A 23468-nucleotide genomic window follows, 5' to 3' on the forward strand; every position below is an offset into this window, starting at 1 on the left:
GTCCATTCCCAATTGTTGCAGAGTTTTGTAATTATTTATAATATATTTTTAGTTTTTATATAAAAATTAGGGTCTGCCTGAAAATTATCTTTGTTTATGCCTTCCTTTAGCATGATGGTTTTCCATTTGGTAGTTGGGTAAATGAAAGAAAATTCTCCAGGTTTCAGGCTTACTTTTATCGGCATATCGAAATCTTTAACGGTTTCTGTCCAGCGGTAGGTCAGCTTGTTTCCCTCGATTTTATATTCAAGTATGGGTACCATTGTAGTTCTTAAATACTGGTCGAAGACCTTATTGAGCTTCAATCCGCTTTGTTTGGCGATGTAGTTTTCAATTTCCTGAGTAGTTACCGTTTGATGGTAAAAGGTCTTGTTCATACCCCTCAGGATTCCTCTGAATTTCTCATCATCGTTGATCAGCTGTCGGATGGTATGTACCATATTGGCACCTTTATAATACATATCGCCGGAACCTTCATGATTGACACCGTAGATTCCAATGATTGGAATGTCGTTGGCAATGGCTTTTCTGATGCCAATTACATAGTCGGAACCCGCTTTTTTTCCTTGTGTCGATTCTGTAAACAGCGTCTCAGAATAGTTGGTGAAGCTTTCATGGATCCACATATCGGCAATGTCTTTGGAGGTGATGTTGTTTCCGAACCATTCATGACCGCTTTCATGTATGGTGATAAAATCGAATTTCAATCCCCATCCGCTGCCGGAAAGATCTTTGCCTAAATAACCTTGTTTGAACTGGTTGCCATAGGCAACTGCACTTTGGTGTTCCATCCCAAGGTGTGGTGCTTGAACCAGTTTGTATCCGTCTTCATAAAAAGGATATGGGCCAAACCAGTGTTCAAATGATTTCAGCATCGGTTTCACATCGGCATCCCAATGCGGGCGTGCCTGGGCACTGTCTTCTTTTAAAGCCCAGTAGTCAATGCTGAGTTTTCCCTTTTCACCTGGATATTCATCGCTCCAGTGTGCATATTTACCAATATAAAGGGCAACGTTATAGTTGTTGATTGGATTGCTGACGAACCAATTGTACTGCGTATAGCCATCCGGTTTTTCAACGACACTTTTTAAGCGCCCATTGGAAACATCCTGAAGTCCTTTCGGAACACTGATGCTGATCATCATGCTGTCTACTTCATCGCTTTGATGGTCTTTTGTTGGCCACCAGCTGCTGGCGCCTAATCCCTGACAAGCCATAGACACCCAAGGGTTGCCTGATTTGTCTTTACTGAAAATGAAGCCGCCATCCCAAGGCGGGGTTTTAGCAATGATCGGATTACCCGAGTAAAAAACAGTGAAACTTTCTTTACTGCCTTTTTTGATAATTGCTGGAAAGGTTACAAATACGGCATTGAATTCTCTTGTGAAAGGGAGTTCTTGGTTTTTGTAGACTACCTTCTCTACTTTCAGGTTGGCGAAAAGGTCAAACTGCAGTTTGCTAAAATCCTGAGTAGCGGTAAAGCGGAATTCATTGCTGCCACTGATGAATTTCTGGTCTATGTCGACTTTCACATCCAGGTGATAGTAATTGATATCGTAACAGCTGCGCAATGGACTTAAAGTACCTCTAAGTGTATCCGCCCGACTGAATATATGTTTTTCTTTGAGCAGCTGTGCTTTACCCAGCTGATGGATGCTGAGTAAAGCCAGGAGTGTATATAATAACTTCTTCATTTTTAATTTAAGGCTTTAAAACGGTCACAGATACAGCGGAGGCGTTATTGGCATCATGGTAAATGCGGTGCGTCGCTTTCTGGAAGTCACTGTCGGCAGCATGGTAAATGTCTGTGAATACCTGAGGATTTCTGTCTACCAATGGGAACCAGGAGTTTTGAACCTGAATCATGATGCGGTGGCCTTTTTTGAAAGTATGTGCTACATCAGGAATATTATAGTTCACTTTGGTGATTTGTCCAGGCGAGAACGGTTCTGGTTTTTCGAAGCTATTTCTGAATTTACCGCGCATCACTTCACCACGCACCAGCATTTGATAACCACCCATGATGATATTTTTAGGATTTGGCTCCATTGGAAGCGCATCTTCCGGATATACGTCAATCAGTTTAACTACGTAATCGGCATCTGTTCCAGTAGTAGAAACGACTAGGTTTGCGGCTAATGGGCCTGCAAGGGTAAGGTCTTCTGTCAGGACTGCGGTTTGAAAAACCTGTACATCTGGTCGGCGGGCCGCAAAGCGTTGGTCATCGATCATGTATTCTCTGGTTCTTCGCGCCTGTACACCATCCTGATAAGGAACAGGGGCATTAGGGTCACTTTCATATTGGTTAAAGCTGTTGGTCGCGGTTGGTTTCTCAAAACTCAACAGTCCCTCTGGCTGGAAATAAAGTGTTTTATTTTCCGTGTTTTTCGGTGGCCAGGTTTCAAAAGCTTTCCATTCATTACTGCCGGTAACAAAGATATTGGCTTCTGCGAGTTTTGCATCGGGAGCATCTTTCAGGTATTGCATAAAGAAAGGGAACTCCAGTTTTTTCTGATAGCTGGTACTGGTGGCTTGTCCGAAGTCAATGTCTCCGAAACTTTCACCTGTGCCTCTGGACCATCCGCCATGGAACCATGGGCCCATTACCAGGTTATTTTTGGCACCAGGATTTTGATCTTCAATCGCTTTATAGGTATGTAATGCGCCATAAGCATCTTCTGCATCAAAGAATCCACCGACTACTAATACTGCTGGTTTTACGCCTTTTAAATGCGGTCTGATGTTCATGTTTTTCCAGAATTGATCGTAAGTGCCATGCGCCATCAGGTCATTCCAGAATTTAATGCTGTCGCCGAAGTATTTCTGCTTGGCATTTTTCAAGGCACCAAGGCCAAGGTAAAAGCGGTAATTATCTGCAATTGGATATTTAAAAGGTTTTGGGCCTTTATCTGGGGTAATTGGTTTTGGTCTTGGAACGCCAAAAGACGAGTAGAAGCTGAAAGCATCGGCCAGCATAAATGCGCCATTGTGGTGGAAATCATCTCCCAAAAACCAATCGGTAACCGGGGCTTGCGGAGATACTGCTTTCAGGCCTTTATGGGCGCCTGGCAATGCTGCTGTAGAATAAAAGCCCGGGTAAGAAATCCCGTAAATACCGGCTTTACCATTATTTGAAGGGATGTTTTTGATCAGCCAGTCGATCGTATCATAGGTGTCTGAGCTCTCATCAATGTCTTTTTTACCTTTTTTCTGATCATTATGCGGCCTTACATCTACAAATTCACCCTCGCTCATCCATTTTCCACGTACATCCTGGTACACGAAAATAAAGCCTTCTCTCAGGAACAATGGGGAAGGGCCGAGGGTAGTTTTGTATTTATCTTCTCCGTAAGGGGCAACCGTATAAGGCGTTCGGTTGATCATAAATGGATATTTCTGGTTTTTATCCTTGGGGATATAAATGGCAGTAAATAATTTAATGCCGTCGCGCATTGGAATATTGCGTTCGATTTTGGTGTAATTCTGGCGTACATACGCGGAATCAGATAGCTGTGCGAAGCCTGAGGTTCCTGCAAAAAGCAGCAGGATGGCTAGCCAGGAAAATTTAAAGCGGGTCATGTTGGGTATTGTTTTTATGGAAGCTTAAATATACAGAAATCGGGACTTCATTTTTGAAAATGTAACATTAAAGATGAGGAAAGAATTGCTTTTAGGGGGATTATTAGGATAGGTTTATTAACTTTGTTCCACAAAAAAAATCCTTAATATGCAATACGATGTAGTTGTTATTGGCTCGGGCCCGGGCGGTTATGTTGGCGCAATCAGATGTGCTCAACTTGGCTTAAAAACGGCAGTGATAGAAAAATATAAAACTTTTGGCGGTACCTGCTTAAACGTAGGCTGTATCCCTTCAAAAGCATTGTTAGACTCTTCAGAGCATTTTCACAATGCTGCACATACATTCCAGACTCATGGAATCAACCTGAAAGATTTGAAAGTGGACATGCCACAGATGATCGCTCGTAAGGATGATGTAGTAGCTCAGAATACTGCCGGAATTCAATACCTCTTCAAAAAAAATAAAATTGATTCTTTCCAGGGATTGGGTTCTTTTGTAGACAAAAACACGATTCTTATCACTAAAGAAGACGGAACTACAGAAACCATTACTGCTAAAAATGTGATCATTGCTTCAGGTTCTAAACCAACAGCATTGCCATTTTTGCCGATTGATAAAAAGAGAATCATTACTTCGACAGAAGCTTTGAACATCAAAGAAGTGCCAAAAGAGATGGTAGTCATTGGTGGTGGTGTAATCGGACTGGAATTAGGTTCTGTTTACGCACGTTTAGGTACTAAAGTTTCTGTAGTGGAATTCATGCCTTCGATCATTGGTACAATGGACGCTGGTTTAGGAAAAGAATTGCAGCGTGTATTGAAAAAATCTTTAGGCATGGAGTTCTTTATGGGGCATAAAGTAACTGGTGCAACTGCTAAAGGCAAACGTGTAACGGTAACTGCTGAAAATTCAAAAGGCGCTGCTGTAAGCATCGAAGCGGATTACTGTATCGTTGCAGTAGGTCGTACAGCTTATACTGAAGGATTAGGATTAGAAAATATCGGCATCAAAACTGAAGATCGCGGCAACAAGATCCCGGTGAATGAGCATTTAGAGACTTCGGTTCCTGGTGTTTATGCAATTGGTGACGTAATTAAAGGTGCAATGCTTGCACATAAAGCAGAAGATGAAGGTATTTATGTTGCGGAAACTTTAGCCGGACAAAAACCACACATCAACTATAACCTGATTCCAGGAGTAGTCTATACCTGGCCGGAAGTAGCCTCAGTAGGATTTACTGAAGAGCAGCTGAAAGAAAAAGGTACGGCTTATAAAGCGGGTTCATTCCCTTTCAAAGCGAGTGGACGTGCAAAAGCAAGTATGGATACGGATGGTTTCGTAAAAGTATTGGCTGATGCGGCTACAGATGAAATTTTAGGTGTACACATGATTGGTCCACGTGCAGCAGATATGATCGCTGAGGCTGTGGTAGCTATGGAATTCCGTGCTTCAGCAGAAGACATCGCAAGAATTTGCCATGCACACCCAACTTATACAGAAGCATTAAAAGAAGCGGCAATGGCTGCAACTGAAAACAGAGCGATTCATATTTAATCCTCGTTTTGATATAGCAAAGAAACCTCAAGCAATTGGGGTTTCTTTGTTTATGGGCTATTATTGTAACATAAAAAAAGAGGAATCTGCATTTAGCAGATTCCTCTTTTTATTTGATGATCCGGGCGGTTTAGTGCTTACCGTCCAGGTCGTATTCTTTAACGTCTTTATGATCATAAGGTTCTGCGATCAGTTCTTCCATCGACTGGCCTTTTTCATTAAAGCCAAATCTAGTTAAGATGTTATCAAAGATCTGATACATTACCGGTACTACGATCAGCGTCAGGAATAGGGAACTGGTTAGTCCACCTACGATTACCCATGCCAGACCGTTTTTCCATTCCGCACCGGCACCACTGGCCAATGCAATAGGAAGCATACCGATTACCATCGCAATCGTGGTCATTAGGATCGGACGTAAACGTGCATGGTTGGCCAGAATAAGGGCCTCATGTGTCGATTTACCTTCTGCCTTCATCTGGTTTGTAAAATCGACCAGGATGATCGCATTTTTCGCTACCAGACCGATCAGCATGATCAATCCTAAGATGGTAAAGATACCTAATGAGTTGTTTGTGATCGCCAGGGCAAGTAAGGCACCGATTACCGATAACGGAATCGAGAACATTACCACTAGCGGATAAACGAAACTGTCATATAAGGCGACCATGATCAGGTATACTAAGATCACCGAAGCCATCATCGCGATACCTAAAGTACCGAAACCTTCACTCTGGTTTTCCTGGTCACCACCCCATACATAACTTACGCCAACTGGTTTTTTAAGTTTACCATTGTTTTCCAATTCTATCAGTTTATTCTGTAACTCAGTTACGATTGTACCTGTTGGCCTACCGATAGACTGCGCTTTTACAGAAACAGAAGTACTCTTATCTCTACGTTCCAGCTGACTTGGGCCTGAACCTTCTTTAATATCGGCAAATTGAATCAATTTTACTTTATCGCCTCTGTCGTTTATGAAAGTCAGGTTTCTTACGTCGTCAATGTTACGGCGATTAAAGCTTTGGAACTGAATGTTGATGTCGTATTCGTACTCACCTTTACGGTATTTACCATCTGTGTTTCCACTAAAAGCAGTTTGCATGGTCATACCTACAGTTTGCAGGGTCAATCCTAAAGCAGCCATTTTATCACGGTCTACCTGAACATTGATCTCCGGACTACCTTTTTCTACAGATAATTTCACCTCTGCAGATCCTGGAATTCCTCTTAGCACTTCCATTGCACCTTCTGCGTATTTCATAGCACTATCCAGGTCGGATCCCATTACGATAAGGTCGATAGGGGCGTTTTCTGCGATACCTAAAATACTGATCGGTACTGTTTTTACTTTCGCACCAACTAGTGATTTCGACAATTCACGACTCACTTTCGTGGCATAAATATCTGAAGCATCTGCACGGTCTTTACGTTCTACTAATTTTACGTTGATCTCAGATTTGTAGGCAGTAGCCTGAGAAGCACCCATATCACCACTGGATTGTCCAACGGTAGTAATCATTTGAGTGATCTCTGGTTTTTTCACTAAGAAAGCTTCTGCTCTTTGAGTAAACTGGTTTGTTTTTTCCAGAGAGGCATCTTTTGGAAGCTCAATCTGTACCAGGAACTCACCTTTATCACTCTTAGGGAAAAACTCTGTACCGATGAAACCACCGATTGTTAATCCACATGAGCTCAATAACAGCATAAATACACCAATAATCGTAATGGCTTTATGACGTAAGGTCCATTCTAAAATACCAGTTACCCAAACTGTAAATTTATGTAATTGCTTTTCGAACCATAAGATGAAACGTCCGAAAGCATTTTTACCTTCAATTTTTTCCAGTTTACCGAAACGAGATGATAATAAAGGAACGATAGTAAATGAAGTCACTAATGATAGTAGGGTTGCAATAATTACCACCACACAGAATTGACGCAGGATATTAGAAACTAATCCTGAACTCACTGCGATCGGGAAGAACACCACCACAATTACTAAAGTAATCGATACTACGGTAAAGCCAATCTCTGCGGTTGCATCATAAGCAGCACGAACACGGTTTTTACCCATCTCCATGTGTCTGTAGATGTTTTCCAATACCACAATCGCATCATCCACCAGGATACCTACCACCAGGGAAAGTCCAAGTAAAGACATCAGGTTTAAGGTGTAACCGAATAAGCTCATCCCGATAAACGTAGCAATCAGGGAAGCTGGAATGGATACCATAACAATTGCCGCGTTACGTAAACTGTGCAGGAAGAAAAGCATTACGAAAGCTACCAGGACAATTGCCATGATTAAATCGTGGATTACCGCGTCAGCTGATTCTAAAGTAAAGATCGAACTGTCGTTGGCAATAATGATTTTCAAATCGTTTGCTTTGTAGTCTTTTTCAAGGGTAGCCACAATTTTGTGCATGCCTTTACTTACTTCTACCGCATTCGCATCAGATTGTTTAATGATCTGAATCGCGATCGCACCTTTTCTGTCGATACGTGCAATTTTCTCTACTTCTTTTTGCGAATCCTGTACGTCAGCAACATCGCTTAATCTGATTTGAGCACCAGTTTTGCTGGTGGCTACGATCAGGTTTCTCAATTCATCAACCGATTTGAATTTTCCGGAAAGACGGATCAATACGTCTTGATTTTCGGTTTTCACACTTCCTGTAGGGAAGTCAAGGTTGGAGGTTAAAATCGCTTGTTGAATTTGAGGGATAGAAAGGTTGTAACCTTCAATCTTAGCTGCGTTTAAGCCCACTACGATTTCACGCTCAGAACCACCTACCAGGTTGACCTGCGCCACACCTGAAACCCTGGAAAGGATTGGGGCAATACGCTTATCGATCAAATCATAGAAAGCGGCATCATCCATTTTCGCGGATGCCGACATGGTGATTACCGGTAAATCATCCAGTGAGAATTTATTCAGGGAAGGTTGTTTCACATCCGTTGGTAAATCTGCAAGGATGGAGTTTACTTTACGCTGTGCCTCATTCAAAGATAAATCCACATTGGCTTTATCATTTAAGGTGATGGTCACTACGGATAAACTCTCATAAGATACCGCGTTTAGTTTTTTAATGTTCTCCATGGAGGAGACGGCATCTTCAATCTTCTTAGTTACGGTATTCTCTACCTCATTAGGTGAAGCTCCGGGATATATAGTGGAAATCGAGACTACGTTGTTCGAGAACTTTGGTAATAACTCATAGCTCAGGCTAAAGTAGCTCAATAGCCCCATCAGCGTTAACGCGGTAAAAACCACAATAACGAGTGTTGGGCGCTTTATAGAAATTTCTGTTATTTTCATCAGAATAGTTTTGTTATATATTCATGCTAATTGTTGGTTATTTTACAGGAACAACCGGTGTTCCATCAACTAAGTTGATTTGTCCACTGGTGATCACTGTTTCGCCTTCTTTCAGGCCATCCAACACTTCAACATTTTCTCCAAGGATTCTACCTGCAACTACTTTACGCAATACCGCTTTATTACCTTCACCCAATACAAAGATCTGGTTGCTGCTCACACTACCGAAGAATGCACCACGAGGGATGATAATGGTAGGGGCAAGGTGTGGGAATTTGAATACTGCAGTACCGTACATACCTGCTTTAATGGTGTTTTTCTTGTTGTTTTCTACTAAGATTTCTACTGGGAAGTTTAGAGAAGCATCTGCTTTTGCAGCGATGAAAGTTACTTTTCCCTGGAAGTTATCAGTTGGGAAAACGTTTGCTTTGATGGGTACCTGATCGCCAATGTTGATGTTAGCTACCTGCGACTCATCTACATTTACTTTAAGTTTCAATTTAGACACGTCTACCAATTCAAACAATTGTGTACCCTGTGCATTTGCATAGGCACCAACTTCCACATATTTTTTGTTTACGACACCATTGATCGGAGACCTCATGTTCGCATCACTTACTCTTTTTTGTGAGCTCTGCAGTCTTAATCTAGCGTTTTTAACCGCCAGTTTTGCCTGATCTAATTGTTGCTGCGTTACTCCGCCAGTTTGGAAAGAGCTGGCATATCTTGCTTCATCTCTGATGGCATTTTGTAAGGTTGCTTCTGCAGTTTCTTTATCCGTATTTAAGATTTCTGCATCGATGCGTGCTAAAGGCTGACCTTTAGTTACTCTATCGCCTTCTTTAACATAAATAGCAGTCACACGACCAGCAATTTCCGCCATATAATTCAATTCCTGAATAGGAGCAAATACACCGTTAACGCTAAAATCAAGGTTAATAGGTTCTTTTTTCGCTACTTCAGTACGAACAGAAATTGCACCGCTACCTTCCGCAACAATTGCCGTTTTCTCTGCATTTTTCTTTTTATTGTTTTTCAACACCAGGGCGATCCCGACTATGGCAATTATGATTACTAAGGCAGTAATTATTCCTTTTTTCATTGTAGTAGTGATTTTATATTTCCGTTTGATTTGATTAATTGAATTTCGGCGATCTTATAGTTCAATAAGGCCTGGGTATAGCTGTTCTGTGCTTCTGTAAGTGCATTTTCTGTATCTAACAGGTCAGTTAATGCAGCAAGACCATTGTTGTAATTGTTTTGAGTGCTGTTGTAAATCTCTTGAGCAAGCAATACGTTTGCGCGTTGAGAATTAATGGTATTTACACTGTTTTTCAATTGGATCTTTGCATTCTCGTAAGCAAGATTTAATGCGTTACGTGTCTCTCTTCTGTCTTCGGTTGCTTTTTTCAAGTCAACATCTGCCTGACGGACTCTGGAACGCGTAGCGAAACCATTGAAAATAGGTACTTTTAAGGTTACACCAACTGCTGAGGCGCCATACCAGAAAGCTTCACCGTTTTTCTTGAATAAATCAAACTTATCACTCTGTCCGGTATAAGAATAATTGGCTGCTAAAGCTAAGGTAGGGTAGTATTCTGCCACATAAGCCTTACGCTGTAAAGTCAGCAGGTCTTTTTGAATGTTTAGCAGTTTCATCTCCGTTCTGTTCTCTACGTTTACTGTATCTGCAAAAGTAGGGAGTGTCGGATTGTGGTCTAATTCTGATTTAGGTAATACAATTGCAGTTTCTACCGGCATGCCCATAGAGAACTTCAATTGGTTTTCTAATTGAACGATGGCGTTTAAAGTCTGCTCACGTCTGGTTTCCAGGTTAGTCAGGTTTACTTTAATTCTATCCACATCGATTTTTCTGGCCAAACCGTTTTTGTATTGATTGCCAATGATGTTTTCTACCACTTTCACATTTTTGATATTGGTATCAATCACGTTCAGTTGCTGTCTGTTTACCAATACCTGATAATAGTTGTTGGCTACCTGCTCAATGATCTGCTCATCCGTTAACTCAGCGCTGGCATTGTAATAGCTTTCGCTCGTTCTGGCTGCTTTTAAGCCAGTAAATACCTGCTGATTGAAAAGTTGCTGATTCAGTTGGATTCCGGCATTTGCATTCCATGCTTTACCCATTTTAAAGGCCATAGGAGATCCATCCAGATTTGTTCCAACCACTAATTGCCCAATGATTGGGTTGTACGTTAATCCTCCACTTCCAGTTACGGATGGCAATGCCTGAGCTCTGACCTCCTCTGTTTTATAACGACCACCTTCGATGTCCAATTTCGCTTTGCGCGTATTTGCACTGTTCTGAATGGCGTAGTTTAAGGCGTCTTTGAGAACCAGCGTTTGCTGTGCGCTTGCTACATTAGATAATAATAATCCCAGCAGCAGTAGTGGGATCAGTCTTACCTGTTTAATTATAGTATTCATGTTTATTATAATTTGTGGTCTATTGTTATTTAAATCCGTCTGTTATTTTATTGTTGTTCTTATCGTATTCTTCATGAAGTTTTTAACCATGCTATGGTTACTTTAAGCCTTTGATAAATATCTTCGACAGCTGGTGCTGTTTCTCTAATATGGTTTTCATTTCCTTTTTGCTTGGGAATAACTCTTTATTGCCATGGAGTAAACATAGGGAAGTGATTCCCGCCTGACTGTCCAGATAAAGCTCCGCTATTTTGTAAGGATCAACAGGAGCGATTTCTCCATTGTCGATTGCACGCTGTAAAACCTTGGCATGGAAATCTTCATTTTTGGCCTTCATTTCCAGGAATGACGCTCTCAAACTATCTGAGTTCAGGGAAGCATCCGGACTGCCGCCTGAAAGGTGCAGCATATAGTATTTTTGAAAATAACGATGTCTGATCTCTACAAAAGCCGCTAAACACTCTTCTACTGTAGTTTTTGTGGCCTGATCTTTCTCCAGTGCTTCAAAATAATCACTGAAAATCTTCACAATTACAGCCAGTACCAAGCTGCTTTTATCCGGAAAATAATAATATAAAGAGGGTTTAGAGACGGACAAATCGTCTGCTATTTCGTTCATTGTGGTTTTGTTGATGCCATAATGCATAAACCGCTTGATTGCCCCCTCAATAATCAATTCCCTTTTTTTATCTGTCTCTACCATTCTACTTTTCTACTTTCTGACTTTTTTATTTCAACAGTCAAAAATACTACCATAATTTAGTAAGTAGGATTTTGTCTTGAAAATCCAATGAAAATTACTTTATGGTGACAAATTATTCTGGCTTAGCTTTTAATCCATTTAAAAAGATGTCCGCAAACATTTTTTCTTTTTGAAAGATGAGTTTAAACTGCTCTTTTCCTGGGAACATACTTTTGTCTTTGGAAAGGATGTTGAAATGGATACCAGATAAGGCATCAATGAATATTTCGGTGGCGAGTTTAGTGTCACTGATAAAGAATTCTTTATTGGTGACCCCTCGGCTAAACAAAGAGCCGATAATGATGAATTCGAAAGTTCTGGCTTTATGGAACTTCTCCGCCAGGTTTTCTGGAAGTTCATTTCCAATGATCTGACTGGACTCCAGGATGTTGTAGTATTTTTGAATAAAAGCTTGTCTTTTTTGTAGCAGTTTAAGGACGCCTTCGCTGGCTGTTTTTGTTTTGTCAATAGATTTCACCAGATCTCTGCTGATGATTTGCATGAGGTGCTCTATTGCACTTACATAAAGGCTGAGTTTATCAGGGAAATAATAATAAAGCAATGCTTTAGAGAAGGAAATGTCCTTTGCGATTTCGGTCATGGTAGTTTTCGCTAAACCATAATGGGCAAAACGCTTTAAAGCCGCCTCAATAATTAAAATTCTCTTCTTATCCTGATTTTCCATTTAGATTTTTTGTTCCCGCTGCTATGATAAATACTGTTTTTTAAACAATAGAGACGAAAAATAGGCAATTTTTTTAAATATTTATTTAATCATATTGATTCCCCTCCCGAACAATTACATTTGTAGCCTATAGCAAATCTTTCATTTTAACTATGAGTATCTTCCAACAAAATACTTCCCTTAAACCTTATAATACGTTTGGTATCGCTGTTAACGCCCGTTATTTTGCAGAAGTAAGTACCCCTGCAGATTTGCAGGAACTGCTGAATTCAGCACTGCTCCATACACAGCCCTTATTGATTTTAGGAGGGGGCAGTAATGTCTTGTTTACCAAAGATTTTGAAGGATTGGCGCTAAAAGTGAGTATTCCAGGGATTTCTGCTGTGGCAGATGGGGATGAACTATTGGTTACCGCAGGAGCTGGCGTAGTGTGGAATGATTTTGTGAACTACTGTGTGCAGCATGGTTATGCAGGTGTGGAGAACCTGGCGCTGATTCCGGGTACGGTAGGAGCCTCACCAATACAGAATATTGGTGCTTATGGCGTAGAACTGAAAGATGTATTTGAATCTTGTATCGGACTAGAGCTGGCTACCGGAACATACAGGTCTTTTAGCCACGCAGATTGTCGCTTTGGCTATCGCGATAGCATTTTCAAAAATGAACTTAAGGGGCAATACCTGATTACCGAAGTTTGTTTTCGTTTAAGTCGTATAGCGAAAATTAACACTCAATATGGCGCTATTCAGGAGGAGTTGGCTAAACGTGGCATCAGTACACCAACTATCGCGGATGTATCTGCCGTGGTGGCTCATATCCGGGTGAGTAAATTGCCCGATCCCTCTACTATAGGGAATGCGGGAAGCTTCTTTAAGAACCCGGTAATTGATCAGGTTGATTTTCAAAATATCTATGAAAAATTCCCGGAAGTTGTTCATTATCAAGTCCCTCATGGAAAGGTAAAGCTGGCCGCGGGCTGGCTGATCGAGCAGTGTGGCTTTAAAGGGAAGATCGTCGGAGAAACGGGCACCTGGAAAAATCAGGCGCTGGTACTTGTCAACCATGGACAGGCTACTGGACAGGAAGTGTACAGTTTTTCAGAAAACATTATAAATACGGTGGAGGCCAAGTTTGGTGTAAGATTGGAAAGAGAAGTAAATATTTTGTGACATAGGGCTCTTTCTTATAGTCAACCCCGAAAAACAATTTCTTAATATTGGTGTTGATTTTTTGGTACTAATGTTGTATAGCCTTTGGTGTGTAAGATTAAACAAACTAGCGAGCGCCACTCATAAATCTTTGTTTGTTTGCCTTTTTAACCTTAAAACTTAAAACATTATGACAAAAAATGAATTTAACCTCCAACTAAACGACCATTCGGTTTCTTTGCAGTCATTCGCTTTAAATTTTACCAAAGATATTGAGGATGCAAATGACTTAGTACAGGACACTATGTTGAAAGCTGTAACTTACTACAGCAAATTTAAAGAAGGTACCAATTTAAAAGGATGGTTATTCACCATCATGAAAAACACCTTCATCAATAATTACAGACGACTGGTGAAAACCAACGCTTTAATTACCAAATCTGACGATATTTCTTCTGCTAATCTGCACTATAGTGCTTCTAAAAATACGAGCGACAGCAAGTTCATCATAGGCGACATCAATAAAGCTTTAGCTACGCTTCAGCCAGAATATTATGTTCCATTTATCAAATACTTTGAAGGGTATAAATACCATGAGATTGCGGAGATTTTAGATATTCCAATTGGAACTGTAAAAACCAGAATCCATGTAGCCCGCCAGATCCTTAAAAAATATCTGAAGACTTATTCAAAAGAAATCCTGGGAGCAGAAATCATGTAATCCTGATAGAAAATCATATAAAGTGCCTTAATGTAATGTTGAGGCACTTTTTTTTGCTCAAAAAAGAAAATTGCTAAACGGGGTCAAAATCATATTTTTGGGCTAAACTAAATGATCAATGAACCTTACTTACCTGCTGTTGGCATTGGGTATGCTGCTGATTCCCATCCTGCTGCTCTTCGTTAAAAAAACAAGCCTCAACCAAACCATAAAATTTGCCATTCCTGCGGTGGTGATCACTGGATTGCTTTTTTCCTTTTTCGCTACATTGTTTGTGATTTTCGGTGCATGGGTGTTTAATCCTACGTATTTATCAGGCATTTCTATTTGGTTGATCCCAGTAGAAGAAACGCTCTTTTATATGACGAGCTGCCTGGCAGGAATTGCCATCTATCAGGGATTAAATGTGTTTTTTCCAGAAAATTCCCTGGATAAATTTAGCCTTTCAATGAGTAACCTGATGCTAGGAATTTGTATCGCTATGCTCTTTTTTGCGCACCTGAAATGGTATAGTACAGTGACCTTTGGCTTTCTTTTTATATTGATCCTTTACATAGAATACGTCAATAAATTGCGGTTTAGTTATCGGTTTTACCGGGCCTATCTATTAAGTTTAGTGGTATTTTATATCGCTTATGGCGTAATTTCCCTGCTTCCGCTGATCTCCTATAAGGATACGCTTGATTTACGAATTGGCTATATCCCTTTTGAAAGTCATTTTTACTTTATGGGTATGCTGCTATTGAGTGTTTATTTATTTGAATGGTTTAAAAGCAGGGCTAAAGGCTAATGGAATTACCACTGTACAGTAAACAGCAATTGGCTTTACGCAATGGACAGGATAAACCGGAGATCTGGGTGGCTTATCAAGGAGTCATTTATGAGGTAACGGAGAGTCGGCTATGGCGAAACGGAAAGCACTATGAACATTGGGCAGGGCAGGACCTCACGGCCGAACTCGCCGATGCGCCGCATACCGAAACTGTCTTTGAAAAATTCAAAGCAGTAGGGAAATTGAAAGTATAAAAAAGGAGTGCTGAAAATCAGCACTCCTTTTTATTTTAACCTGCAAGCACTCCATTTAAGGTAATACAGCAGGCTTATTATAGGTTTTCAATTAAGCTTCAATCGTAAATGAACTTAGTCTCACAAATTCCTGAATACGGGCTGCAACTTCTTCATCCGTTAAGTTTAAGATTTTTTCTGTTCCGAATTTCTCTACACAGAAAGAAGCCAAAGCAGAACCATAGATGATGGCATTTTTCATGTTGTTGAAGTTTACCGTTCCTACTTTTGCCAGATAGCCAATAAAACCACCTGCGAAAGTATCACCAGCTCCTGTTGGATCAAATACTTCTGCTAATGGCAATGCCGGTGCAGAGAATATTTTGTCTTCACTGAACAACAATGCACCATGCTCACCCTTTTTGATGATCAGGTACTTTGGACCCATTGCTAAGATTTTCTTAGCCGCTTTCACCAATGAGTATTCTCCTGACAATTGACGGGCTTCTTCATCATTAATGGTCAATACATCTACCAATTTGATGGTTTCTAAAAGATCATCCATCATGATGTCCATCCAGAAGTTCATCGTGTCCAAAACAATCAGCTTCGGTCTGTTTTTTAATCTTTCTATAACCGTACGCTGGATCACTGGTGTTAGGTTACCTAACATCAGGTACTCACAATCCTGGTAATTCTCTGGAATGATCGGATCGAAATCTGCTAAAACATTTAGTTCAGTGACTAAAGTGTCTCTGCTGTTCATGTCATTGTGGTATTTTCCTGACCAGAAGAAAGATTTTTCTCCTTCTTTTATTTGTAGTCCTTCGGTATCAATTCCGTGTGTATTAAATGTATCAATGTCTTCCTTATGGAAGTCATCACCAACAACAGCGACGATTTTCACCTTATCATAAAAGTAAGATGCAGCTAAACTTGCGTAAGTAGCGGCTCCACCGACTATCTTATCTGTTTTTCCGAAGGGAGTTTCAATAGCATCAAATGCCACAGTCCCTATGATTATCAGGCTCATAGATATTTTCTTAAAATTATTTTAAAATATTTCGTTACAAATATTGCATAAATAAATTAAAACCCCTAATATTGCATTCCCAAAACGAACGAAACTTAATGTTGTTTAAGACTTCAAAAAGCCGTTTATCTTGGTAGCCAATACTCCTTCTTAGCTCAGCTGGTTAGAGCATCTGACTGTTAATCAGAGGGTCGCTGGTTCGAGCCCAGCAGAGGGAGCAAAATTTGAAGAGGGTGTCCAAAAAGGCACCCTCTTTTAGTTTTCACATTAATTGATTAAATTAATGGTGCTTATGAAAACCAGATCAGATGTACATTTTAAGACCTTAACCTCCCAGCAGGTTGTGCTTTTCCTTCAAGTATTGGGGATAAAATTCCAGAGAACCATCCTATCCGTATAGTAAATCAGGTTGTTAACTCATTAAACATAGATGTATTCTTTCGGGTTATAAAGGAGGTGGCACCAGCAGTTTTCATCCCAGAATGCTGATTTGCATCTACTTATTAAAATATGAAATACAGACTCCTCCTTTTTATCGCTTTCCTATCCTTCCAGATTTCTGCATTTGGACAAACTAAAAAAGTTCAGCCGCTGCATCAGTTGATGCAGGTAAACGCAGATTCTACTTTGGTGCTAGAGTTTACCAATAGCTGGTTCCATTTTCCGGCCTACTATCTGCTCAGCAAAAAAGACAATATCATCAGCTGTTACACCTATGAATTAACTGAAAAACCCGGTGCTTTCGGGCCTACACCAGCAAAGATTTCTGAGGCGATGTTTAAGCTTCAAATGAAAATACTTTCCGAACCAATGGATATCAATAATTTTTTCAGGAGTTATCTGGGAAAACTTGAAGAACGCAAACAGTTTTGGAATGAGGTTTCTGCGCTTCGTCCATGGCAATTGAAAGATGATGCGATGGAGGGTGATCGTTGTCCGGCGGCCCCTCATACCAGTGCTGAACGGGCTGCACCAGTGGTTTATGATGGAGGCGGGATACAGCTCTATTTGATCACAAAATCGGAAATTAAAATGCTTGACTTTGATGCGCCTCAATTTTATGAGGAAAATTGTCCGGGGAGGCCAGGCAGAATTGCGATCAACAAAATCGCCTCTTTGTTTAAAGGTCATTTCTTACCTGAAAAAACTAAACGCTGATGATTTGAGCTATCCTGAGCAGCTTTCTCTGCGCTCATCCCCAAAATCACGACGGTTCTGTACTTTATCTTTTTTATTGTGATTAATTCCGTTGATTTGTTTTCAAATAGCGGATTTTGAAAACTAAACCTTTATCACTTTATTGGAAATGTCAGCTGATCGGATGGACCATCGCTTCTTTGTATTGGATGCTGCAAGGACTGCTGACCGGTGGTTTTCGTCTGGACCTGGCCTTGCTGCAATTGATTACAGATGTGTTAATCTATGTATTGATCACACATTTGTATCGGAATTTCTCCCGCAACCAGCATTGGCAGGATTTACCCTTACGCAGCTTGTTTAAAAGAATTCTGCCCGGCATAGTGGTGATGGGCATTATTTATACCATCGTTACGGTACTTAAACTCTATGGCATTCGACTACTTTTTTCTTTAAATTTTCCACAGTCTTTAACGGATTTTTTCAAGGAAAATGGGCTAGGGATCTTTATGGCCGGCATCCGTTTAATGGCCATCTGGCTATTGGCGTATCACCTCTATCATTATGCGAAAAGAGAACTTCGTCTGGCAAATCAAAATGCAAAATTGGAATTGAATTTTAAACAGGCGCAGTTAGACAACCTTTACATGCAGCTCAATCCGCATTTCTTATTCAACGCCTTGAATACCATTAAATCGCTTAGCCATAGCAATCCAACAGCCGCAGGGCGAGGGGTGGATTTGCTGAGTGAGCTTTTACGGGCAGGACTTTATCGTGGCAATGCCATGTTAATGCCTTTGGAAGAGGAGCTTGCGTTGGTAAAGGATTATCTGGAGCTGGAAAAAATGCGAATGGGAGAACGATTGACGTTTAAAATAGAAAGTGATGCTTCATTTTCCAGTATTCCAGTACCGAGAATGAGTATTCAAGGACTGGTAGAGAACGCAGTGAAACACGGAATTGCTGTGAAGAAAGAAGGTGGATTTATCCATGTCCTCCTAAGCCGTAAATCTGAGCAGCTCTGTATTGAAGTAACCAGCCCGGGCAAATTGTCCAGGGATCATGATAAAGCTGGAATCGGTCTTACCAATCTGGAAGAAAGGCTCCAGATCATTTATACTGGCAATGCACAGTTCGAAATTTATGAAAATGAAGAGGGCGTATGTGCGGTAATTAAAATTCCTTTGCGATGAAAATTATCAGGACATTAATTATCGATGATGAGCCAGGGGCGAGGATGGAGCTCATAAGGATGCTCAAGGCGTATCCCCAGGTCAGAGTTTTAGCAGAAGCCTCAAATGCAGATGAGGCGCAAGAATTGATTGGACTTTTGAAACCAGACCTGATATTTCTGGACATTCAGATGCCAGGCCGTTCGGGTTTTGAGCTATTGGAAGATCTTGACTGCTTACCGATCGTAATATTCGTTACGGCGTATGATGAGTATGCTTTGAAAGCTTTTGAGGTAGCTGCGCTGGACTATTTGATGAAGCCGGTCAGGGAGGAGCGTTTCGCTAAAGCCATGAATCAGTTACTTGAACGGATTGCAGTTAAGGAGGAAGCTTCGGTTTTTGTGAAAAATAAAGACCGGCATCACCTGATCAAATGGAGTACAGTATACCTGATTGAGTCTTTAGATAACTACGCGAGGCTGTATTTTGGGGAAGAGCAGGTATTGCTGAAAACTTCCCTCAACCAATTGGAGGAAAAACTGGACAAACACACGTTTTTCAGGGCCAATCGTAGTCAGCTGATTAATTTGAATCATATTAAAACCATTATTAGGCAAGCCAATGGGATGTTAGTCACGATGAGCACTGGTGAAGCAGTGCGTATCTCAGAACGGCAGGCCGTTAAATTCAGGAATTTAAATCAATAATAACATCTGATCATCATGAAAAAGAACAGAAAAACATTCGGTATGGCCATGCTATGCCTTTTATTTAGTCATTTAAGCTATGGCCAAGCGCTGACTTTACCCGATGCGTTAAATTATAACATCGCAGATAGTGTGCTGATCAAAGCGCCTAATGGCATTACTTTATCCGCTGTAGTGGTCCGGAAAAAGGGAGCGCCAATGCAGCAGCCAACCGCATTAATGTATTTTATTTATTCAGATACTAAAAGAAGTCTGATGGAGGCTAAATGCGCTGCAGACCATGGTTATGTCGGAATTGTGGCGGATGCGAGGGGCAAGCGGCTCAGTCCGGATGATCCTGTGCCTTATGAACATGAGGCGAAAGATGTGAATTTGGTGATCGATTGGATCGTGCAGCAGCCCTGGAGTGATGGAAGAGTAGCGATGTATGGAGGAAGTTATTCTGGCTTTGCACAATGGGCGGCAGCGAAATACCTGCACCCTGCATTGAAAACTATTGTGCCTTATGTGGCTGCCATTCCTGGATTAGGCCTTCCTATGGAAAACAATATCTTTTTATTGGCCAATTACCAATGGCCGTTTTATGTGACCAATAATAAATATACAGACAATGCCGTCAATAATGATGGGGCGCGCTGGCGAGCTATGCGCATGAAATGGTGGGAAAGTGGTGTGGCCTATAACAAGGTAGACAGTCTGGATGGTCCCCCGAATCCCTGGCTGCAGAAATGGTTGTCACATCCGGATTATGATACTTACTGGCAATCCATGGTTCCTTTTAAACAGGACTATGCGAAAATTAATATCCCTGTTCTGACGATTACCGGCTATTATGATGATGGACAGGTGTCGGCATTGGAATATTTGAGGGAGCATTATAAATACCGTCCCAATGCAGAACATTACCTGATTATTGGCCCTTACGACCATTTTGGGGCGCAAAAAGGAGGTGTTTCAGATTTAAGAGGTTATCAGGTGGATGAGCGCGCATTGATCAATACCCGGGAGATTACTTTTCAATGGATGGACTATATTCTGAAAGGCGGGAAGAAGCCGGAACTGCTCCAGGACAAGATCAACTTTGAAGTGATGGGCGCCAATACCTGGCGTCATGTGCCATCTCTGGATCAAATGGAAGCTTCTAAAATCCGCTTTTATCTGGACAAAACCGGAGAAGAATATCGACTTTCCCCGCTGAAACCTGTTCAAGGCAATTTTACGAATCAAACTGTCGATATGGCGGATAGAACCACCATGAACAACGATTATTACCCCGATCCGATTGTCAAAAATGAAATCGACAGAAGTAACGGTCTGTTCTTTTTGAGCAAGCCATTTGATACTGCTGTTTCTGTAAGTGGTTCATTGGAAGGGGAACTAAAGGCGATCATCAATAAAAAAGACATGGATGTTGGCCTGACTTTATATGAGCTGACACCAGATGGGCAGTATTTTCAGCTTTCCTATTTTTTAGGCAGGGCAAGTTATGCCCATGACAGCAGCAAACGAAAACTATTGCGTCCTGGAAAGGAAGAAACTATTCCTTTTTACCGCTCCAGGGTATTCAGCAGACAGCTTAAAAAGGGAAGCCGTTTGTTATTGATGCTCAATATTGACAAAAATCCTTTTGCAGAGATCAACTATGGAACGGGAAAGCAGGTTAGCAGAGAAACGATGAAAGATGCGGGGGAGCCTTTAAAAATTAAGTGGTCCACACAAAGCTATATAGATCTTGGCCTCTCCAGCGCTGAGCAGTAAGCTTATAGACCTTTCAGGCACATTATTTGTGTTTTTCAGGGTAGTCGTCTAATTTTCAACTCATTAAATGCTTACCTATGAAAAAAATACTACTACTTTTTATGCTTTCTGCTGTCAGTTTATTTGGCTATAGTCAAGAGCCAGCAGGTATAGACACCGCTAAAAGCTGGACTATCCATGGAGAGAATACTTTTTTAATTAACCAGAGTTCCTTTACCAATTGGGCAGGTGGAGGCGTTAATGCCTTTGCTGGAAATTTGTTGTTTAACTACGATTTTAACTATAAAAAGGACAAATTGAGTTGGGATAATAAAGTGATTCTTGGATATGGCCTGAGTAAACAGCAAGATATTGGTGTACGTAAAAACGACGATAAGATCATCCTGAATAGTTTGGTCGGCTATAAAGCGGCTAAATACTGGATGTATACTTTTTACGCCAATTTCCAAACACAGTTTGCCAATGGTTATACGTACCCTGTTTCTGGCAGAACCTTGATTTCTGCGGCTTTTGCCCCAGCTTATTTAACTTTCGGACCTGGTTTTGCCTATAAGCGTTCTGATAATTTCAGGGTGAATATCTCTCCTGCAGCAGCTCGCATTGTAATGGTGACCAATAAAGAATTGTCTGATGCAGGTGCTTATGGCGTAGATCCAGGTAAGAAAAGTGATTTCCAATTCGGCGCTTCACTGGATGCTTATTATAAAATCAACCTGATGGAAAATATTAGTTTTGAGAACATTCTGAAACTATATTCGAATTACCTGGATAAACCGCAGAATGTGTATACGGACTATACTGCCAATCTTTTCCTAAAGGTGAACAAGTTTGTATCTGTAAATGCGGGTGCACAATTTATCTATGATGATAAGACCAAGATCGCTAAAGATGATGGATCTGGAGAATCCCGCTCTGTCTTGCAAATAAAACAGATCTTTGGCGCTGGTTTAACTTACAAATTTTAACATGAAGTTCCTTTATCTGTTTATCGCGATTATCGCCGAAGTATTTGCTACCAGTGCCCTAAAAGCCTCTGAGCAGTTTTCTAAGCCCCTGCCTTCTATTATTGTAGTAATTGGTTATCTGGTGGCTTTTTACTTCCTCAGTTTAACCTTAAAAACTATACCTGTGGGCATTGCTTATGCGCTATGGTCGGGCGTGGGCATTGTATTGGTTTCCGCAGCTGGGTATTTTCTGTATAAACAGACTTTGGATTTACCGGCATTGCTGGGTATTGGATTGATCATTATCGGCGTGATTGTGATCAATGTGTTTTCAAAATCTGCCGCGCATTAGAAAGAACAGTAGCTCCGTTTGATATTTTCATCTGAATCCCAAAAGTTGAAGAAAACTTTTGGGATTCATTTTAGCGCATGATCAGTCTGTTTTAAGTATCAGCGCTTCTGTATTTAGATCAGAATTTTGTTTTCAATCACATTTGCGCTTTCAGAGCACACCTTCTCTTTTAAATCAGACCATTTCTTTTTTAAAGATCTCTTCGATCACTTTGATTTCTTCCGCATAGATGGTCTTCTTTCTGGTCGAGAAATACAGCGTATTTTCAATCACATCATTTCCTTCCCAGATCACTTTCATCTGTCCGCTTTCTATTTCTTTTCGGCATAAAAAGTCTGGGATGATGGCTACACCATTTTGTCCGCTTATACAACGTACAATAGAGCTCAGGTTTGGTACAATGTAATTGGGCTTGAAGTCTGGACGCTTATTAAAATTAAGGTGCCAGAAGCGCCTTAAATGCTCCATATCGGCAGTGGTGCCGTACCAGGTTTGCTGTTTCAGCCAGGTATGTACCTCTTTCATGTCTCCGTTTTGCAGCAATTTTTCAAAACCAGTCGTGTCCGTCTTGCTGCCGGCAACGAGCACAATCTTTTCTTTTGAAAAGGGCAGGTAATTGATGTTGTTGGAATCTCCTTTTTGTGGGGTGATGATCAAGTCAAGGATGCCATTATCGAGGTCGCTGAGCATTTCCGGGTATTCTCCGAATTTAATAATCACATTAAATGGAAGACTGGGCAAATAAGATTCCAGGGTAAATTGAAAAGTTTCAAAACACATTCCGATGCTGATGGTGGGAGTATCCTTTTCTGTACTCTTATGAAAATGATGCTCGGCAGTTTCCAGTTTTGTGATCGCATCCAGGATGTAATTGTACAAGACTTTACCTCTTTCCGTAGACACCATTTTCCTGGAGGTCCGATCGAATAGTTTATATCCTACATAGGCCTCTAAAGAATTGAGGTGTAAACTAACCCCAGGTTGAGAAATGTACAATACCTCTGCTGCGCCGGTTAGCGTTCCCGTTTCATATATCGCTTTAAATGTTCTGAACCATTCTAAATTGACCATTTGCTGTTTTATTATAGTTGTACTGCGTGTTTATTGTTCTATTATAATTATGATACAAAGATATGATTTAAGTTATTTTAATTATACAG

20 protein-coding genes and 1 tRNA gene are annotated in these 23468 nt (G+C 40.8%); 12 read left to right on the forward strand and 9 right to left on the reverse strand.

Annotated elements, in window-relative coordinates; translation table 11 throughout:
• Positions 1–35: 35 nt before the first annotated feature.
• Entirely contained in the window at positions 36–1694 is a 1659-nt protein-coding gene (locus K7X70_RS03330) for a M1 family metallopeptidase (protein WP_222535713.1), read from the reverse strand.
• A gap of 7 nt (positions 1695–1701) precedes the next feature.
• Positions 1702–3579 carry a CocE/NonD family hydrolase gene (locus K7X70_RS03335; protein WP_222535714.1) on the reverse strand — a complete coding sequence of 626 codons (1878 nt, stop codon included), beginning with the start codon at positions 3577–3579 and terminating at the stop codon, positions 1702–1704.
• Between the two features lie 148 nt (positions 3580–3727).
• Between K7X70_RS03335 and lpdA the strand changes: the two genes are divergently transcribed.
• Positions 3728–5134 carry a dihydrolipoyl dehydrogenase gene (gene lpdA / locus K7X70_RS03340; protein ID WP_222535715.1) on the forward strand — a complete coding sequence of 469 codons (1407 nt, stop codon included), beginning with the start codon at positions 3728–3730 and terminating at the stop codon, positions 5132–5134.
• A gap of 130 nt (positions 5135–5264) precedes the next feature.
• Here lpdA and K7X70_RS03345 read toward each other — a convergent pair whose 3' ends face one another.
• The 5 genes from K7X70_RS03345 to K7X70_RS03365 form a co-directional block, all read right to left on the reverse strand.
• On the reverse strand, positions 5265–8456 hold the full coding sequence (locus tag K7X70_RS03345; protein ID WP_222535716.1) for an efflux RND transporter permease subunit: 3192 nt from the start codon (positions 8454–8456) through the stop codon (positions 5265–5267).
• A 37-nt stretch (positions 8457–8493) separates the two neighbouring features.
• Positions 8494–9558, reverse strand: coding sequence for an efflux RND transporter periplasmic adaptor subunit (locus tag K7X70_RS03350; protein ID WP_222535717.1), 1065 nt, complete (start codon positions 9556–9558; stop codon positions 8494–8496).
• Positions 9555–10904, reverse strand: coding sequence for a TolC family protein (locus tag K7X70_RS03355; protein ID WP_222535718.1), 1350 nt, complete (start codon positions 10902–10904; stop codon positions 9555–9557). Before K7X70_RS03355 ends, K7X70_RS03350 begins: the two co-directional genes overlap by 4 nt.
• 97 nt (positions 10905–11001) lie before the next feature.
• Positions 11002–11607, reverse strand: a complete 606-nt coding sequence (locus tag K7X70_RS03360) for a TetR/AcrR family transcriptional regulator (protein WP_222535719.1) — start codon at positions 11605–11607, stop codon at positions 11002–11004.
• Between the two features lie 112 nt (positions 11608–11719).
• Entirely contained in the window at positions 11720–12331 is a 612-nt protein-coding gene (locus K7X70_RS03365; protein WP_222535720.1) for a TetR/AcrR family transcriptional regulator, read from the reverse strand.
• Positions 12332–12483: 152 nt separating this feature from the next.
• On the opposite strand from K7X70_RS03365, the gene murB reads away from it, so the two are divergent.
• The 4 genes from murB to K7X70_RS03385 all read left to right on the forward strand — a co-directional run bounded on the left by murB (position 12484) and on the right by K7X70_RS03385 (position 15226).
• Positions 12484–13500 (forward strand): UDP-N-acetylmuramate dehydrogenase, encoded by a 1017-nt coding sequence (gene murB / locus K7X70_RS03370; RefSeq protein WP_222535721.1) that lies wholly within the window; start codon positions 12484–12486, stop codon positions 13498–13500.
• Between the two features lie 169 nt (positions 13501–13669).
• Positions 13670–14200 carry an RNA polymerase sigma factor gene (locus K7X70_RS03375; protein WP_062546813.1) on the forward strand — a complete coding sequence of 177 codons (531 nt, stop codon included), beginning with the start codon at positions 13670–13672 and terminating at the stop codon, positions 14198–14200.
• A gap of 118 nt (positions 14201–14318) precedes the next feature.
• Positions 14319–14990 (forward strand): lycopene cyclase domain-containing protein, encoded by a 672-nt coding sequence (locus K7X70_RS03380; protein WP_222535722.1) that lies wholly within the window; start codon positions 14319–14321, stop codon positions 14988–14990.
• Complete coding sequence (locus tag K7X70_RS03385) at positions 14990–15226, forward strand: cytochrome b5 domain-containing protein (RefSeq protein WP_222535723.1); 237 nt, start codon at positions 14990–14992, stop codon at positions 15224–15226. The genes K7X70_RS03380 and K7X70_RS03385 overlap by 1 nt, the downstream gene beginning before the upstream one ends.
• A 91-nt stretch (positions 15227–15317) precedes the next feature.
• On the opposite strand, the gene K7X70_RS03390 is transcribed toward K7X70_RS03385, so the two are convergent.
• Entirely contained in the window at positions 15318–16238 is a 921-nt protein-coding gene (locus K7X70_RS03390) for a PfkB family carbohydrate kinase (RefSeq protein WP_222535724.1), read from the reverse strand.
• 144 nt (positions 16239–16382) lie between these two features.
• Between K7X70_RS03390 and K7X70_RS03395 the strand changes: the two genes are divergently transcribed.
• The 7 genes from K7X70_RS03395 (at position 16383) to K7X70_RS03425 (ending at position 22308) form a co-directional block, all read left to right on the forward strand.
• Positions 16383–16456 (forward strand) — tRNA-Asn (locus tag K7X70_RS03395).
• 292 nt (positions 16457–16748) lie between these two features.
• The gene (locus K7X70_RS03400; protein WP_222535725.1) at positions 16749–17396 is read left to right on the forward strand and encodes a hypothetical protein; all 648 of its coding nucleotides are present in this window, start codon (positions 16749–16751) and stop codon (positions 17394–17396) included.
• Between the two features lie 116 nt (positions 17397–17512).
• Positions 17513–18568 (forward strand): sensor histidine kinase, encoded by a 1056-nt coding sequence (locus K7X70_RS03405; protein WP_222535726.1) that lies wholly within the window; start codon positions 17513–17515, stop codon positions 18566–18568.
• The gene (locus K7X70_RS03410) at positions 18565–19254 is read left to right on the forward strand and encodes a LytR/AlgR family response regulator transcription factor (protein ID WP_222535727.1); all 690 of its coding nucleotides are present in this window, start codon (positions 18565–18567) and stop codon (positions 19252–19254) included. Before K7X70_RS03405 ends, K7X70_RS03410 begins: the two co-directional genes overlap by 4 nt.
• Positions 19255–19269: 15 nt before the next feature.
• Complete coding sequence (locus K7X70_RS03415; RefSeq protein ID WP_222535728.1) at positions 19270–21012, forward strand: CocE/NonD family hydrolase; 1743 nt, start codon at positions 19270–19272, stop codon at positions 21010–21012.
• Between the two features lie 77 nt (positions 21013–21089).
• Positions 21090–21977 (forward strand): DUF3078 domain-containing protein, encoded by an 888-nt coding sequence (locus K7X70_RS03420; RefSeq protein WP_255606886.1) that lies wholly within the window; start codon positions 21090–21092, stop codon positions 21975–21977.
• Between the two features lies 1 nt (position 21978).
• Positions 21979–22308, forward strand: coding sequence for a DMT family transporter (locus tag K7X70_RS03425; protein WP_222535729.1), 330 nt, complete (start codon positions 21979–21981; stop codon positions 22306–22308).
• A gap of 174 nt (positions 22309–22482) precedes the next feature.
• Here the strand turns inward: K7X70_RS03425 and K7X70_RS03430 are convergent, their stop codons facing one another.
• A complete protein-coding gene (locus tag K7X70_RS03430; RefSeq protein WP_222535730.1) occupies positions 22483–23379 on the reverse strand; it encodes a LysR family transcriptional regulator in 897 nt (298 codons plus the stop codon).
• Between the last annotated feature and the right edge of the window lie 89 nt (positions 23380–23468).

Source organism: Pedobacter polysacchareus, from assembly GCF_019802255.1.
Lineage (GTDB): Bacteria > Bacteroidota > Bacteroidia > Sphingobacteriales > Sphingobacteriaceae > Pedobacter > Pedobacter polysacchareus.

Excerpts from the sequence above, each read along its gene's own strand:
- K7X70_RS03330 (WP_222535713.1), bottom strand. The coding sequence starts at position 1,694 with ATGAAGAAGTTATTATATACACTCCTGGCTTTACTCAGCATCCATCAG.
- K7X70_RS03335 (WP_222535714.1), bottom strand. The coding sequence starts at position 3,579 with ATGACCCGCTTTAAATTTTCCTGGCTAGCCATCCTGCTGCTTTTTGCA.
- lpdA (WP_222535715.1), top strand. The coding sequence starts at position 3,728 with ATGCAATACGATGTAGTTGTTATTGGCTCGGGCCCGGGCGGTTATGTT.
- K7X70_RS03345 (WP_222535716.1), bottom strand. The coding sequence starts at position 8,456 with ATGAAAATAACAGAAATTTCTATAAAGCGCCCAACACTCGTTATTGTG.
- K7X70_RS03350 (WP_222535717.1), bottom strand. The coding sequence starts at position 9,558 with ATGAAAAAAGGAATAATTACTGCCTTAGTAATCATAATTGCCATAGTC.
- K7X70_RS03355 (WP_222535718.1), bottom strand. The coding sequence starts at position 10,904 with ATGAATACTATAATTAAACAGGTAAGACTGATCCCACTACTGCTGCTG.
- K7X70_RS03360 (WP_222535719.1), bottom strand. The coding sequence starts at position 11,607 with ATGGTAGAGACAGATAAAAAAAGGGAATTGATTATTGAGGGGGCAATC.
- K7X70_RS03365 (WP_222535720.1), bottom strand. The coding sequence starts at position 12,331 with ATGGAAAATCAGGATAAGAAGAGAATTTTAATTATTGAGGCGGCTTTA.
- murB (WP_222535721.1), top strand. The coding sequence starts at position 12,484 with ATGAGTATCTTCCAACAAAATACTTCCCTTAAACCTTATAATACGTTT.
- K7X70_RS03375 (WP_062546813.1), top strand. The coding sequence starts at position 13,670 with ATGACAAAAAATGAATTTAACCTCCAACTAAACGACCATTCGGTTTCT.
- K7X70_RS03380 (WP_222535722.1), top strand. The coding sequence starts at position 14,319 with ATGAACCTTACTTACCTGCTGTTGGCATTGGGTATGCTGCTGATTCCC.
- K7X70_RS03385 (WP_222535723.1), top strand. The coding sequence starts at position 14,990 with ATGGAATTACCACTGTACAGTAAACAGCAATTGGCTTTACGCAATGGA.
- K7X70_RS03390 (WP_222535724.1), bottom strand. The coding sequence starts at position 16,238 with ATGAGCCTGATAATCATAGGGACTGTGGCATTTGATGCTATTGAAACT.
- K7X70_RS03400 (WP_222535725.1), top strand. The coding sequence starts at position 16,749 with ATGAAATACAGACTCCTCCTTTTTATCGCTTTCCTATCCTTCCAGATT.
- K7X70_RS03410 (WP_222535727.1), top strand. The coding sequence starts at position 18,565 with ATGAAAATTATCAGGACATTAATTATCGATGATGAGCCAGGGGCGAGG.
- K7X70_RS03415 (WP_222535728.1), top strand. The coding sequence starts at position 19,270 with ATGAAAAAGAACAGAAAAACATTCGGTATGGCCATGCTATGCCTTTTA.
- K7X70_RS03420 (WP_255606886.1), top strand. The coding sequence starts at position 21,090 with ATGAAAAAAATACTACTACTTTTTATGCTTTCTGCTGTCAGTTTATTT.
- K7X70_RS03425 (WP_222535729.1), top strand. The coding sequence starts at position 21,979 with ATGAAGTTCCTTTATCTGTTTATCGCGATTATCGCCGAAGTATTTGCT.
- K7X70_RS03430 (WP_222535730.1), bottom strand. The coding sequence starts at position 23,379 with ATGGTCAATTTAGAATGGTTCAGAACATTTAAAGCGATATATGAAACG.